At 59.6% G+C, this 14,838-nt stretch carries 10 protein-coding genes and 2 pseudogenes; 9 read left to right on the top strand and 3 right to left on the bottom strand.

What is annotated here, in order from left to right:
* The first annotated feature begins 7 nt into the window (after nucleotides 1-7).
* The 4 genes from mmsA (at nucleotide 8) to PQR02_RS31155 (ending at nucleotide 4,282) form a co-directional block, all read left to right on the top strand.
* Nucleotides 8-1,546, top strand: coding sequence for a multiple monosaccharide ABC transporter ATP-binding protein (gene mmsA, locus PQR02_RS31140; RefSeq protein ID WP_408240751.1), 1,539 nt, complete (start codon nucleotides 8-10; stop codon nucleotides 1,544-1,546).
* Nucleotides 1,539-2,747 (top strand): multiple monosaccharide ABC transporter permease, encoded by a 1,209-nt coding sequence (gene mmsB, locus PQR02_RS31145; protein WP_408240754.1) that lies wholly within the window; start codon nucleotides 1,539-1,541, stop codon nucleotides 2,745-2,747. Before mmsA ends, mmsB begins: the two co-directional genes overlap by 8 nt.
* Nucleotides 2,748-2,885: 138 nt before the next feature.
* A complete protein-coding gene (locus tag PQR02_RS31150; RefSeq protein ID WP_408240757.1) occupies nucleotides 2,886-3,182 on the top strand; it encodes a Dabb family protein in 297 nt (98 codons plus the stop codon).
* A 38-nt stretch (nucleotides 3,183-3,220) separates the two neighbouring features.
* On the top strand, nucleotides 3,221-4,282 hold the full coding sequence (locus PQR02_RS31155; RefSeq protein ID WP_408240760.1) for a maleylacetate reductase: 1,062 nt from the start codon (nucleotides 3,221-3,223) through the stop codon (nucleotides 4,280-4,282).
* Nucleotides 4,283-4,487: 205 nt separating this feature from the next.
* On the opposite strand, the gene PQR02_RS31160 is transcribed toward PQR02_RS31155, so the two are convergent.
* Nucleotides 4,488-7,229 (bottom strand): MGH1-like glycoside hydrolase domain-containing protein, encoded by a 2,742-nt coding sequence (locus PQR02_RS31160; protein WP_408240763.1) that lies wholly within the window; start codon nucleotides 7,227-7,229, stop codon nucleotides 4,488-4,490.
* 212 nt (nucleotides 7,230-7,441) lie between these two features.
* Here PQR02_RS31160 and PQR02_RS31165 point away from each other — a divergent pair, with 212 nt between their 5' ends.
* Nucleotides 7,442-8,389 (top strand): pseudouridine-5'-phosphate glycosidase, encoded by a 948-nt coding sequence (locus PQR02_RS31165; protein ID WP_408240766.1) that lies wholly within the window; start codon nucleotides 7,442-7,444, stop codon nucleotides 8,387-8,389.
* A gap of 19 nt (nucleotides 8,390-8,408) precedes the next feature.
* On the opposite strand, the pseudogene PQR02_RS31170 reads toward PQR02_RS31165, so the two are convergent.
* Nucleotides 8,409-8,498, bottom strand: a pseudogene (locus PQR02_RS31170) (phosphohydrolase); the annotation flags it as partial.
* 206 nt (nucleotides 8,499-8,704) lie between these two features.
* Between PQR02_RS31170 and PQR02_RS31175 the strand changes: the two are divergent.
* On the top strand, nucleotides 8,705-8,926 hold the full coding sequence (locus tag PQR02_RS31175) for a hypothetical protein (protein ID WP_408240780.1): 222 nt from the start codon (nucleotides 8,705-8,707) through the stop codon (nucleotides 8,924-8,926).
* On the opposite strand, the pseudogene PQR02_RS31180 reads toward PQR02_RS31175, so the two are convergent.
* Nucleotides 8,907-9,197, bottom strand: a pseudogene (locus PQR02_RS31180) (Rieske 2Fe-2S domain-containing protein); the annotation flags it as partial. The gene PQR02_RS31175 and the pseudogene PQR02_RS31180 overlap by 20 nt on opposite strands.
* Before the next feature lie 320 nt (nucleotides 9,198-9,517).
* Between PQR02_RS31180 and PQR02_RS31185 the strand changes: the two are divergent.
* From PQR02_RS31185 to PQR02_RS31195, 3 genes are all read left to right on the top strand, one after another.
* The gene (locus PQR02_RS31185) at nucleotides 9,518-11,182 is read left to right on the top strand and encodes an alpha-amylase family protein (protein ID WP_408240769.1); all 1,665 of its coding nucleotides are present in this window, start codon (nucleotides 9,518-9,520) and stop codon (nucleotides 11,180-11,182) included.
* A 325-nt stretch (nucleotides 11,183-11,507) separates the two neighbouring features.
* Entirely contained in the window at nucleotides 11,508-13,127 is a 1,620-nt protein-coding gene (locus PQR02_RS31190; protein WP_408240771.1) for a glycoside hydrolase family 43 protein, read from the top strand.
* Between the two features lie 388 nt (nucleotides 13,128-13,515).
* Complete coding sequence (locus PQR02_RS31195) at nucleotides 13,516-14,820, top strand: MFS transporter (protein ID WP_408240774.1); 1,305 nt, start codon at nucleotides 13,516-13,518, stop codon at nucleotides 14,818-14,820.
* The last annotated feature ends 18 nt before the right edge of the window (nucleotides 14,821-14,838 follow it).

Consider the following 14,838-nt stretch of genomic DNA (forward strand, 5'->3'; position numbering starts at 1 on the left):
TTTGACCATGGATACCATTCTGGAGATGCGCGGAATTCAGAAAAGCTTTGGCGCTGTCAAAGCTCTGAATAACGTAAATCTGAGGGTACGTCAGGGCGAGATTCACGCCATATGTGGAGAAAATGGCGCAGGAAAATCGACCCTGATGAAGATCCTCAGTGGCGTCTATCCGCACGGCTCTTATTCTGGCGACGTCCTTTACGACGGTCAGGAGCGGGCATTCGCCGATATTTCCGATAGCGAGGCAGTCGGAATCATCATCATCCATCAGGAGCTAGCCCTCGTGCCGATGCTCTCCATTACCGAGAACATCTTTCTCGGCAACGAGCAGTCGAAGCGCGGCGTCATCGATTGGCAGGTATCGCGCGCGAAAGCGAAGGAGTTGCTGACGAAGGTCGGCCTTGTGGACTCTCCGGACTCACCAGTCGGCACGCTTGGAATTGGCAAGCAGCAACTCATCGAGATTGCCAAGGCGTTGTCGAAGGAGGTTCGTCTGTTGATTCTTGACGAGCCGACCGCAAGCCTGAATGAGAAAGACAGCGACACACTGCTTAGCCTGCTGCTCGAGCTCAAGTCGCGCGGTGTGACGTCGATCATCATTTCGCACAAGCTTAACGAGATTTCGCGCGTCGCGGACGGCATTACCGTTATCCGTGACGGCTCGACGGTCGACGCCCTCGACTGCAAGGCCCAGAGCGTGAGTGAAGACCGAATCATCAAGGCGATGGTTGGGCGGGAAATGTCCGACCGGTATCCGCCGCGTACGCCGAACATCGGCGAAGTGATTTTCGAAGTCAAGGACTGGCGTGTCCAGCATCCTACCCAGCGCGACCGTGCAGTGATCAAAGGCGTGAACCTGACGGCGCGCAAGGGCGAAATCGTCGGAATCGCCGGGCTAATGGGTTCTGGGCGCACGGAACTCGCCATGAGCGTCTTCGGCCGCACGTATGGTCAGGACATCACGGGTCAAGTGCTGATGCACGGAAAGCACGTTGACGTTTGGTCGGTCCAGAAGGCCATCAAAGCGGGCATCGCCTACGTGACCGAAGACCGCAAAGGTAACGGTCTGCTCCTGGACGACAACATCAAGCGGAACATCACGCTGGCGAACCTGTCCGGGGTCTCCAGGTTAGGCGTTGTCGACGAGCACGAGGAGATAACGGTTGCGACCGACTTCCTCAAAAAGCTCCGGATTCGTGCTCAGGGCGTTACCCACGTGGTTGGCAACCTGTCGGGTGGGAACCAGCAGAAGGTCGTGCTCAGCAAGTGGCTGTTCTCCGAACCGGAGGTGCTGATTCTCGACGAGCCCACGCGAGGCATCGACGTGGGAGCGAAGTACGAGATTTACAACATCATCAATCAGGCGGTTGCAGCGGGTAAGTGTGTGGTCATGATTTCCTCGGAAATGCCTGAACTTCTCGGCATGTGTGACCGCGTTTATGTCATGAACGAAGGCCGGTTTGTCGGCGAATTCACCGCGGAAGAAGTCTCGCAGGAAAAAATCATGCGAGCAATTATGCGAAATGGAGGCATCGAAAATGCGTAAGGCACTCTTTCCGGTGGTCGCCGAAGGCACCGAGGTTAAGCAAAGCGAAGTCTTTGGCGTGGTCAAGCGAATTGGCAGCGAGTATGGACTGCTCCTTTCGCTCGTCATCATCATGGCGTTCTTCCAAGTTTCGACGAGCGGCGTACTGATGCAGCCGCTCAATCTGACCAACCTGGTGCTTCAGAACAGCTACATCGTCATCATGGCCCTTGGCATGCTCATGGTGATTGTTTCAGGCCACATCGACCTCTCCGTCGGTTCAACGGCAGGGTTGGTGGGCGCGTTGGCGGCAGTATTGATGGTGCAGTTCGAGGTCAACTACATCTGGGCAACCATCATCTGCATCGCAGCCGGCGCGCTGATCGGCGCCATACAAGGCTACTGGATTGCGTTTTGGCGGATGCCGTCGTTCATCGTGACGCTGGCCGGTATGCTGGTTTTCCGTGGCATGACAAACCTTGTGCTCCAGGGCCAGTCCATCGGTCCGTTCCCTGATGCATTCGGCGCAGTGAGTTCGGGTTTCATCCCTGATTTCTTTCACGGTCAGGCGCTTCACATCACCTCGATTCTCCTCGGCGTGCTGGTCGGCGTGCTGTTCTTTGTGATTGAGCTTCGGCATCGTGCCGGCGCGGCGAAACATGGCGTCGAGAGCGGCTCGTTCTCGATGTTCGTGACGAAGAATGTCGTCCTTACGGCACTGATTGTGTTCTTCTGCTACCTGCTCGCATCGTATCGTGGCTTGCCTACCGTGCTCGTCATCATGGGTGTGTTGATCGGCGTGTACACGTTCATCATGAATCGCACGACAATCGGCCGTCGAATCTACGCGGTGGGCGGCAACGCGAAGGCCGCGCGGCTGTCGGGCGTCAGCGTTCCGGCGGTGAGCTTCCTGACTTTCGTGAACATGGGTGTCCTTGCAGCGCTGGCAGGTCTGATCTTCGCCGCGCGTCTGAATAGTGGAACGCCGAAGGCTGGCACCGGCTTCGAGCTCGACGTGATTGCTGCATGTTTCATCGGCGGCGCATCCGCCTCCGGTGGTGTCGGAAAGGTCGTGGGTGCGGTCGTGGGCGCCTTCATCATGGGCGTGATGAACAACGGCATGTCCATCATGGGTATCGGCGTGGACTATCAGCAAGTCATCAAAGGCATTGTTCTGCTCGCGGCCGTGTTCGTGGACGTATACAACAAGAACAAAGCGTAACGACTCTTTCTACGACAGCCAGATCTGGAAATCAGCGGGGCCGGGCAACTGGCGAGCCCCGCTGACATGCATACTTGAATCATGAGATTGCATCTCTGACATTTGGCCTATTCATAAGTATTACTGATGGAATTAAATATGGTCAAGCATATAGTGATGTGGAACGTTCGCGGAGCGACTCCCCAGCAAAAGAAGGAATCCGCGATGCTGGTAAAGACCGCGTTCGAGAGTCTGGGCGGAAAGATTCCCGGGCTTACCAGGCTGGAGGTCGGGCTGGATGTAAGCGCCGTGGATTACGCGTGCGACGTAGTCTTGTACACGGAATTCGAAAGCCAGGAGTCGCTCGACGCCTATGCGTCGCACCCTGAGCATCTGCGAGTGAAGCAAATCGTGGGTGACGTTCGTATTGCTCGCTACCAGGTCGACTACATCTAGGCGAGCTGCACCGTTTGACCACATAGGAAGCCAATCTCATGTATGAGTTCACCTACACCACGCAGGCGTCGAGGGTCGTACTCGGTGCTGGAAGCATGAAGCTGATTCAACAGGAAGTGGAGACGTTGGGCGCGCGCCGGGCGCTGGTACTCTGCACGCCCGAGCAAAAAGCTCAAGCTGAAATCGTTTCGTCTCTTCTTGGACCTTCGAGCGCAGGAGTCTTCGACGGCGCCCAGATGCATGTTCCCATCGAGAACGCTCGCCGCGCGCGCGAACACGCGAAGTCAGTCGACGCGGACTGTGCAGTGGCTATTGGTGGCGGCTCGACGATTGGGCTCGGCAAGGCGATTGCGCTCGAATCGTCGTTGCCGATTATCGCGATTCCGACGACGTATGCTGGGTCCGAGATGACTCCCATCTACGGGATTACTGAAAACGGCCTGAAGAAAACGGGTCGGGATGCCAAGGTGATCCCCAAGACGGTCCTGTACGATCCGGAGTTGACGATCGGGCTCCCGGTTCGTCTCTCGATTGTCAGTGGGCTTAACGCTATCGCCCATGCTGCCGAGGGGCTGTACGCAAAAGACGGAAATCCCGTCATGTCGCTGATGGCGGAGGAAGGCATTCGCTCGCTCGCCAACGGTCTGCGTGGAGTAAAAAAGAACAGCAAGGACAAAGCGGCGCGCAGCGAGTGTCTCTACGGTGCGTGGCTGTGCGGAATGGTGCTCGGCAATGTCGGCATGGCGCTTCATCACAAGCTGTGTCACACCTTGGGCGGAACGTTTAATCTCCCTCATGCTGAGACGCATGCAATCGTTTTGCCTCACGCTCTCGCTTACAACAGTACCGTTGCGGGTGAGGCTATGGGTCGAATCGCCAGGGCGTTGAACGTAGACTCAGCGCCTGACGGTCTTTACCAACTCAACGAAGAACTCGGCGTTCCGCGAGGTCTTCGCGAGATCGGGTTGGGCGAAGCCGATCTCGACTACGCGTGCAAGGTGGCATTGTCGAATCCATACTGGAACCCGCGACCGATTGAGAAAGAACCGCTTCGAGCACTGCTACAGCGCGCTTGGGAGGGTGCCCGTCCCACCGCGTAACCTTCGGCAAACTTTTTTCCCAGTGGCATTCCATCGTCTCCAGGAGGGGTTCGCGCACCCGTGGGTTGCGGGCAGCGAAAACGCGGGCGCGGTCAAGCCGAATTCGCCTGCGGGAGATGATGTTGCCACCGGTTACTCCGCAAATTGCGGTGTCGAAGAATTCACGCAGGCATGCGTGCGCCAATACCCTTGCAGCGGTGAAATGCTACCGCGCCATAACCGGCGCGATGGCTTCGCCCACCGGCGCATCCGCCGACGCAACATCAGGCGCAACATGCGACAGTTTCATCATGCGCGGCTGTAACAACAGCGCGACGAGCCCGCTCCAGCCGGTTTGATGCGAAGCGCCGACGCCGCGTCCATTGTCGCCGTGAAAGTACTCATGAAATAGTATGAGATCCTGCGACCGCGGGTCCGCCTGCAGCATCGGATAGGCGGCCATCACGGGCCGCACGCCTTGTGCGTCTTTGAGAAAGAGGGTGGTGACGCGCCGGGCAAGATCGTCGGCAATCTCGCTCAGCGTGCAACAGTTGTCCGTTCCCGTCGGATAGGAAACCCGAAACTCATCGCCGTAGTAGCGATAGAACTCATACAGCGATTCGATCAGCAGGTAGTTGCACGGTATCCAGACCGGCCCGCGCCAGTTCGAATTGCCGCCGAAAACACGCGAGTCCGATTCCGCGGGGAGGTACTTGATACAGAAGCTCACGCCGTCATGGTCATAGACGTACGGTGCATCGCGATGCACACGGGACAGCGCGCGCACGCCGTGCTTGGAGAGGAACTCGTTTTCATCGAGCGCGCGGCGCAGCAGCGCTTTCATCCGATGTCCGCGCAACAGCGACAGCAGCGTGGTCCTGCCCTTGCCGGGCTCCGTCCAGCGGGACACCAGCTTCGCCAGATTCGGCCGATGATCGAGGAACCACGCCAGCCGTTCACGCAAACCCGGCAGGTGGCCGTACACGTCTTCCTCCAGCACGTGAACGGCGAACAGCGGTATCAGGCCGACAATCGAACGGATGCGCATCGGCACCCGGGTCCCGTCTGGAAGGTGCAGTACGTCATAGAAGAATTCATCGTGTCCGTCCCATAACCCGGTGCTGCAGACTTCGCTGCAACTGACCGCTTCCGCGATATACAGAAAGTGCTCGAAGAACTTCACCGCGATTTCGACGTACGCGTTGTTCGTCGTCGCCAGTTCGAGACCGATCTGCATCAGGTCGAGCGCATACGAGGCCATCCATGCCGTGCAATCGGCCTGATCGATGCGGCCGCCCGTCGGCAGCGGTGAAGACCGGTCGAAGATGCCGACATTGTCGAGTCCGAGAAAGCCGCCCTGAAATATGTTGCGGTCATCGGCGTCCTTGCGGTTCACCCACCACGAGAAATTGAGCAGCAGCTTGTGGAACATGACTTCAAGAAACTCGTGATCGCCAACGCCCGTCAGTTCGCGATCGAGTTCATACACGCGCCATGTTGCCCACGCATGAACAGGCGGGTTCGCATCGCCGAACGCCCACTCGTAGGCGGGCAGTTGCCCGTTCGGATGCATGTAGCGCTCCTTCACGAGCAGCTGCAATTGCTTTTTCGCGAAGTCGGGATCGATCATGGCGAACGCGACCGCATGAAACGCGAGGTCCCACGACGCGTACCATGGGTACTCCCATTTGTCGGGCATCGACACGATGTCGCCATTGCACATGTGCCGCCAGTCCGCGTTGCGCCCGTGCCTGCGGGCCCCTGGCGGCTTCGGCTGGCCGGGGTCGCCGTCGTGCCAGCGCGTCACATCGAACTGGTAGTACTGCTTGGTCCACAGCATGCCGGCGAGTGCCTGACGCTGCACGAGCCGCGCATCGGCGTCGTCGATGTCGTGCTGAAGCGCCGCATAGAATTCGTCGGCCTCCGCTTGCCGGCGCGCGAAGAGAGCTTCCATGTCGAGCGGCACGTCGTCGGAAGCCCGTTCGGCACGCCAGCGCAGATACACCACCGAGCGCTCATGAGGCGCGCACTGCAGGTCAACATGCGCGGCGGCGCGGGTGCCGCTGTCGCGCCGGATGGCCTGCTCGTCGCCGTCGACGAGGTAGTCATTGAAGCCGTCCTTGAACGGCCCCGCTGCTTCGATGCCGAAAATGCGACGCACATTCGTTTCGTTCTCGCAGAAGAGCCACTCGATCGGCTGTTGCGCCGCCGCCGTCACGATCATCGTTCCGAGCGCGGGATTGTGTGCGACCACGCACACGCCTTCCTTTGCGTTCGGCTCCAGCGTGAGCGATGGCTTGCCGGGCTTGCCCGACCACGCCCCTCTGTTGCGCGCCCAGAATTGCGGCAACACATGAAGCGCCGCGCGCTGGTCCGCGCGATTTTCGACGGTGACGCGCATCACGATGTCGTCGGGAGTGTGCTTCGCATACTCGACGCAAACATCAAAGTAGCGGTTATCGTCGAACACGCCCGTATCGAGGATTTCATATTCGGGCTGCTCGGCCCCGCGTCGCAGGTTCTCGTCGATCAGATCCTGGTACGGGTACGCCTCGTGAGGATACTTGTACAGCATCTTCATGTACGAATGCGTCGGCGTGCCGTCGAGATAGAAGTAAAGCTCCTTCACGTCCTCGCCGTGATTGCCTTGCTCATTCGTCAACCCGAAGAGCCGCTCCTTGATGATCGGATCGTGCCCGTTCCAGAGCGCGAGCGATACGCACCAGTCGAGCGGGTCGTTGCCGAATCCCGCAATGCCGTCCTCACCCCAGCGGTACATGCGGCTGCGCGCATGGTCGTGTGGAAAGTAGTCCCATGCGGTGCCGTCTTCGCTGTAGTCTTCGCGAACAGTGCCCCATTGCCGCTCGCTCAGATAAGGCCCCCAGCGGCGCCAACGGTCAAGTTCCGGACCATGGAGCCGGGCACCTTCGTTCGACTGGAGCAGCTTGATTGCGCGTAGCGGTGGCATGGAACCTCCCGGGCCGACATCGACCATCCACGCTCCCAATGCGTGAATGTCGTTCCTTTTCCATCACGAGCGCCGCATGCGCAATGCACATCAGGTGCTCAGCATCCTCTAGACGGCTCCTCAATGATAAGCGCCATCGCGCTGCAACGCGCGACCCTTGGACCCGCCTTGTGTTGCATACTTAGGCGAATCACATCGCCGGGAACATCGACATGGTTGCGGAGCTTGCACACTCGTGGTTGACCTGCAGCGCACCTGTGGCCGCAGCACGGGCCGCCGGCCGCCCGCTCGTGGCACTGGAATCGACCATCATCGCTCACGGCATGCCGTATCCGGAGAACGTTCGCACTGCGCGCGAAGTGGAGGCCTTGATCCGTGACCTGGGCGCCGAGCCCGCGACTATCGCACTGATCGGCGGGCGAATCCGTATCGGGCTTTCGTACGACGAGCTGGAACTGCTCGGCCGCTCGGATCAGGTACACAAGGTCAGCCGTCGCGACTTGCCGGCCGTGCTGGCCGGCGGCGGGCTCGGCGCAACGACAGTGGCTGGCACGATGATTTGTGCCGCCCTGGCCGGCATCGAGGTCTTCGTTACTGGCGGAATTGGCGGCGTGCACCGGGGCGCGCCGGATACCTTTGATATTTCGGCCGACCTGCAGGAACTGGCGAGGACCTCGGTGGCGGTGGTCTGTGCCGGTGCGAAGTCCATCCTTGACATCGGGCTCACGTTGGAATACCTGGAAACGCACGGCGTGCCGGTACTCAGTTGCGAGCAAGACAATTTCGCCGCGTTTTACGCGCGCGACAGCGGCTTTCGCGCGGACTTCAGGCTGGACGACGCAGTGCAGCAGGCTCGCTTCATCCGCACCAAGTGGGACCTGGGCCTCGTGGGTGGGGTGGTACTGAGCACTCCGGTGCCGGAAGCGGCAGCGATGAGGTCCGAAGAGATCGACGCCCTGACTCAGCAGGCGCTTGCCGAGGCCGCGGCTGAAGGAATCTCCGGTAAGGCCGTGACACCTTTCTTGCTGGCTCGCATCAAGGCACTGACGAGTGGGCGCAGCCTGACGACTAACATCGCGCTCGTGAAACACAATGCCGAAGTGGGGGCAAGGCTGGCGCTGGCGTTGGCACACGCCGGGGGTAGGGCAGGCGGGGCATAGCCGTTGATCATTCAGTGGTTTCCGCGCTGACGAACGGCTCCAGCGGCACGGCTGCAACGTCGGCATGGTTATAGCTTCCGAGCGTATCGCCAATGTCGTGCAGCAGCGACCTGCGCATAGCGGTCGAACCACGCGGCCCGCGAACTCGCGACATGGCCCGGATCGCGAAGCACGCCGGCCCCCGCACGTGTTCGATCGACGCGGCCGCCGCGCACGGATGCGCTCCGGGGCTAACGCCTGACGACGCGCCTTAGCGTCTCCGACGGCGTTTCCCCAAACAGCTTCTTGTAGTCGCTGGAAAAGCGCCCCAGATGCATGAACCTCCCGCCCATTGCGATCGAAGAGGATGTTTCGCTCAGAACGATCGGCAAACATGTTGCGGCGCACCCCTTCGAGGCGGTATTTCTTCAGATACGCCATGGGCGCCTGGCCAAAATGCAACCTGAAGCCGTCGAACAGTTTGTAGCGAGACACGCCAGCCGCCCGTTCGATGTCTTCGAGCGTGAGATTCTCGTGCGCGGTGCTGGCACGCATTGATCCTTGCGTTCAGCTGGCCGTTGCCGTCGCGCGAGATGATCAACCGTTGGCGGCCCGCGCGCATCGTCATGAAATCGTGCGGCTTCGGGATCTCGCTCTCGTGGCACGCGTAGATCCAGTTCTTTTCGAAGATGAGTTCCATCTCGAGTTCGAACAGTGCCGGCTCGGTGTACATCTCTCGCGCGATCCGTTACACGCCTTCCGCGGGGCGGAAATCCAGGCAGCCGCCCACGAATTCCTCCCACTGTGACGGGTTTCCGCTAGTGCTCACGATATGTCTCCTCCTGCCGTTTTACGGCGTTGCAATTGATTGCCGGCAAGGGGGATTGAATACCTGATCGGAGGTCGGGGCTATCCGGCTACTCGACGTTCGCTATCCGTTTTTTGGGGTCCGGGATGGCGTCCTCGTGCCCATGCCGCCGGCGAGGCGGAACGCAGCGGATGACGCCTGCGCTCGAGCGCCCGCGCGCGGCCGCCTCAGCGGCGACAACCGCGGGTACACTTGATAGATCACGTGCCTTGCCGCCGCCAGTTGCGTGCTGTCATCCTATCCGGGCGTAGCATCGAACCAGTCCACGACATTCATTGCGTATGCTAAACGACCTCTGGTACAAAAACGCGATCGTCTACTGCCTGTCCGTGGGCACCTACATGGATGCGAATGGCGACGGCGTCGGCGATTTTCAGGGCTTGATGCGCCGGCTCGATTACCTGCAGGGTCTCGGCATCACGACGCTCTGGCTGATGCCGTTTCAGCCTTCGCCATGCCGCGACAACGGCTACGATATTTCCGACTACTACAATGTCGATCCCCGCTATGGCACCCTCGGCGACTTTGCCGAGTTCACGCACGCGTGCCGGCAACGCGGCCTGCGGGTGATGATCGATCTGGTGGTGAACCACACGTCCGATCAGCACGCGTGGTTTCAGAGCGCGCGCCGCGACCCGCAGTCGCAGTACCGCGACTGGTACGTGTGGTCGAAGAAGAAGCCCGCGAACGCGACCGCCGGCATTGTGTTCCCTGGCGTGCAGAAATCCACCTGGACTTACGACAAGGAAGCCGGCCTCTGGTATTTCCACCGCTTCTACGACTTCCAGCCCGACCTGAACACGGCGAACCCGCACGTTCAGGCGGAACTGCTGAAGATCATGGGCTTCTGGATCCAGCTCGGGGTATCAGGCTTTCGTATGGACGCCGTGCCTTTCGTGATTGCGACAAAAGGCCCGCAGGTACGGCAGCCCGTCGAGCAGTACGACATGTTGCGGACCTTCCGCGAGTTCCTGCAATGGCGCAAGGGCGACGCGATCATCCTCGCCGAAGCAAACGTTCTGCCCGACACGGACATGCAGTATTTCGGCGACGAGGGCGAGCGTCTGCAGATGATGTTCAACTTCCAGGTCAATCAGGCCACGTTCTACACGATGGCGAGCGCCGACACCGCACCGCTCAGGAAGGCGCTTCGCGTAACGAAGCAGCGTCCGGCGACAGCGCAATGGGGCGTGTTCCTGCGTAATCACGACGAACTCGACCTGGGGCGTCTCACGCCAGAGCAGCGCGAGACCGTGTTCGCCGCATTCGGGCCGGCGCCTGACATGCAGCTCTACGAGCGTGGCATTCGCCGAAGGCTCGCGCCGATGCTCGACGGCGACCGGCGTCGCCTCGAACTCGCGTATAGCGTGATGCTCACGTCGCCGGGAACGCCGGTGTTTCGTTACGGCGACGAGATAGGCATGGGTGACGATCTCCGCCTGCCGGAGCGCGAATGCGCGCGCACGCCCATGCAGTGGTCGACCGAGCCGCACGGCGGGTTCACGAAGCATTCCAAGCCGGTCGCACGGGTCATTTCAGGCGGCCCATACGGCTTTGAACGCGTGAACGTCGCGAGCCAGCGCCGCGATCCCGATTCGCTGCTGAACTGGATGGAGCGCCTGATCCGCATGCGCCGAGAAGTGCCGGAGATCAGCTGGGGCGATTTCTCGATCCTGCGGATATCGCGCAAGGACGTGCTCGGCTTGCGCTACGACTGGCGCAATAACTCGGTGGTATGTCTGCATAACTTCAGCGCGGCCGCATGCACGGTCAGTTTCAAAACCGGAACAGGCGATCCAGGCGACGCGCGGCTCGTCAACCTGCTCTCCGATGAACACAGTCAGGCCGATGCAACCGGACGGCATACGGTGGTGCTCGAGCCCTATGGCTATCGCTGGTATCGCGTGGGAGGTCTCGACTATCTGCTCAAGCGTAGCGAGGTCTAGCAGGCGATTCCCTTCTCGACGCAACGTCACCCAATTTGCCACAGGCGCCGGCATTTCGAGGAAGGTCATAGGCGGATTTCAGAGAATAGCGCGAGTTCTTGCGGCTCGTCTTGCTCGCGAACTCGCCTCCGGAAGGCGACCGCCGCAAGTGAGGGAATACCCTCTCATCATCTCGCTTGAACGACCATAAAGCCGTGTGCTACATTCAAATTGTTACCGGTAACTACAGCCGGTAGATCAAAGGTTCAGTTCGTCTAACCGGCCGGTGAAGGTGGGCCGAGGCGATCGGACCGCGCACACCGGTCACTCCAGTAAGCCCTCTCTGATGAGCATTATTCAAAACCCTGTTCTGCGCGGCTTCAATCCAGACCCCTGTGTATGTCGCGGAAAAGACGCGTGGTACATCGCCGTATCGACGTTCGAATGGTATCCGGGCGTTCTTATTTACGAATCGAAAGACTTCGTCAACTGGCAGCTCAAGGCCACCCCACTAGACCGTCTTTCGCAGCTGAACCTCATTGGGGAACAACCTTCCGGCGGGATCTGGGCGCCAGCCTTGTCGTATTACGACGGCCTCTACTGGCTCGTCTACACCGACACGAAGGCATGGAAAGGCGAACAGAAGATTTCGCCGCTGCGCGACATGCACAACTATCTCGTGACGGCCCCGGACATTACCGGCCCGTGGTCGGAGCCGGTGCATCTCGTGTCCGGCGGATACGACCCGTCGCTGTTCCACGACGAAACCGGCAAGAAGTGGCTGGCGTATATTCGCCGCGATTTCAGGGGCATCCACGCGGATCTATTCGCGGGCATCATTCTGCGCGAGTACTCGGTGGAGGAGCAAAGGCTGATCGGCGAAGAGCGTGTCGTCTATAAAGGCGCGAATCTGAAGACCGACTACTTCATGAAGTGCCAGATCTACGAAGCCCCGCATTTGATGAAGAAGGGAGACTGGTACTACCTCATCACTGCGGAAGGCGGGACGGGCTATACGCATGCGACCTGCGTGTCCAGGTCGCGCGATATTTTCGGGCCCTACGAGTTTCATCCCGAAACGCCCATGCTGACCTCACGCGAGGCGAACGGAGGAATCCAGCGGACCGGCCATGGCAATCTGGTCGAAGGTCCGCACGGCCAATGGTATATGACGTACCTCGGTTCCCGGCCGATCGACGCGCAGACGAAACGCTCACCGCTAGGCCGCGAGACCTGTATTGCGTCGATTGAATGGCGCAACGACTGGCCTGGTCTCAGCAGCGCAGGTGTGATTCCATCGGAGTCCTTCACGGTGAACTCCGACGTCGAGCAGAACCTCGATAGCAGCTGGCACGTCGATTTCAGCCACCGCGCCACGCTGCCTCTGGAACTGCAGAGTCTGCGAGTGCCGAAGAGCGACACCTGGTGCAATCTGAACGAGCGTCCCGGCTACCTGCGCATACGTGGCCAGGAGTCGCCGACGTCGCGCTTTCATCAAAGCCTGTTGGCGTGCCGCGTGCGTGACTGGCAATTCGAAGTCGAAACGACGCTGGAGTTCTCGCCCAGCTCGTATCTTCACATGGCCGGACTGATGGCGCGATACGACGAGAGCACGTTCTACTACCTGTTCATTACCCGCGACGATGACGGCACGAAAATCCTCTCCTACATGGAGATGGATGCGGGCAGTTTCGCCTATGACAATCGGCTCGCCGTACTGCCGGAAGGCTGCGAGACCAACTTGCGGGTGCGCGTCGAGAACACGAAACTGCGCTTCTCCTATCGCTCGGACGAGGGCGCCTGGATAGAGGTCGGCCTGGAAAAGGATTTCACCAAGCTGAGCGATGAATATGCTACTCCCATTGGTTTCACGGGGGCTTTCGTGGGGATCACGGTCAACGACATGCTCGGCTTCCGTGAGCCGGCTGACTTTAGACTTTTCTCGTATCGCCAGTTGCCCGGGTAGGGCTTCGATCCTCGCAAGTTAGTAATGAACCTGTGAACCTCGCATCAGCGGCTTCGCTTGTCGATCTACAAGGGCTCAGTCAGGGACAGCCGTGTGGGCAACCCATAGCACGGCGCCGACGAAACCCGGGTTACCTGCCGCTGTCCGAGCGTGACCGTCTGCCGTGCCGGACGGCACTTGCGCAGTGCGCTCGTGCCGTTCATCTCGCAAGAACCTTTGAACCATTCTGGCTGCGCAAAACACGGGAATGTGTACAGCTCGCGGAAGAAGAACATAGCGAGCCTTTGACCCTTTGCACCACCGCGTGTTGTCAGCGGACCATGGATCGCTCTGTTATTTTTGCGGCGATCACGCATTAACGTTCGAAAAAACAATCAAGGAGACGAAAATGACCCGCAAAATCATCGGTCTAAGATGGTGGATCATCGGCACCATCATGCTCGCTTCATGTCTGAATTTCCTGACCCGAAGCACGCTTGCGGTCGTCGCTCCAACGCTCACCACGCAGTTGCATTTGACCGCGCAGCAATACTCTTATGTGCTGAGTGCCTTTACTATCACGAACGCGCTACAGCCAATCACCGGTTATGTCACCGATGTCATCGGGCTGAAGGCGGGCTTTGCGCTCTTCTGCCTCGCATGGTCGGTCATCACCATGTCTCATGGTCTGGCCCATTCCTGGCAGGGCCTGGCGCTGACGCGAGGGCTTCTCGGCTTGCCCGAGGGCGCGGTCCATCCCGCGGGCATGAAGGCCACGTCGCATTGGTTCCCCGCGAAGGAACGGGGTATCGCGGGCGGCATCTACAACATTGGTGCGTCGTTGGGTTCGATGCTCGCGCCGCCGCTCGTCGTCTGGGCAACACTGTTCTACAACTGGCAGTTCGCCTTCGTGGTCACGGGCGGACTCGGCTTCATATGGCTGGCCCTCTGGCTATGGCTCTATGACTCGCCGGAGAAGCACCGCGCGATTTCCTCCAGCGAGAAGGAATACATTTTTTCCGGTCAGGAAAAGCATTTGCAGGCGAACGCCGCACGACCGTCCATCTTCTCTATCATCAGCCAACGCAATTTCTGGGGCATCGCCTTGCCGCGATTTCTCGCCGATCCGACGTGGATCACGCTTAGCTTCTGGCTGCCGCTCTATCTGAGCACCGTGCGACATATGGATCTGAAGCAGATCGCTCTGTTTGCATGGCTACCATTCCTGGCAGCGGATATCGGCAGCGTTTTTGGCGGAGCGCTCGTAGCAGCACTGCTTAAATATACGAGCATGAGTGTGGTCAACGCGCGACGATGCGTCTTTACCTTCGGTGCCTTGATGATGTTGCCCGTGCCGCTTGTCGGATTTGTGGAGCACCCTTTGACTGCCATCGCGCTTCTCTGTTTGGGTGGCTTTGCTCATCAGACGTTATCGGTGACGGTTATCACCATGTCAAGCGACCTGTTTCGCAAAAACGAGGTCGCCACTGTGACGGGTTGTGTGGGGACCGTTAGCGCCATCGGTCAGTTCTGCTTTACGTTGGTCGTTGGAGCCGTGGTCGGCCATGTTGGCTACACGCCGGTTTTCATTCTTCTGGCCATATTCGACCTGATTGGTGCGACTGTGTTGTGGACGTTTGTTCGCATCAAAATAGACGAAACAATTCCCCCAGCGCACGTGTCGGAAAGCTGTCCGGCACTCCTGAAGCAGTAAGAGTAGTCGACCAGTGAG

Source organism: Paraburkholderia sediminicola (genome assembly GCF_046026895.1).
In the GTDB taxonomy this organism is placed as follows: Bacteria; Pseudomonadota; Gammaproteobacteria; order Burkholderiales; family Burkholderiaceae; genus Paraburkholderia; species Paraburkholderia sediminicola_C.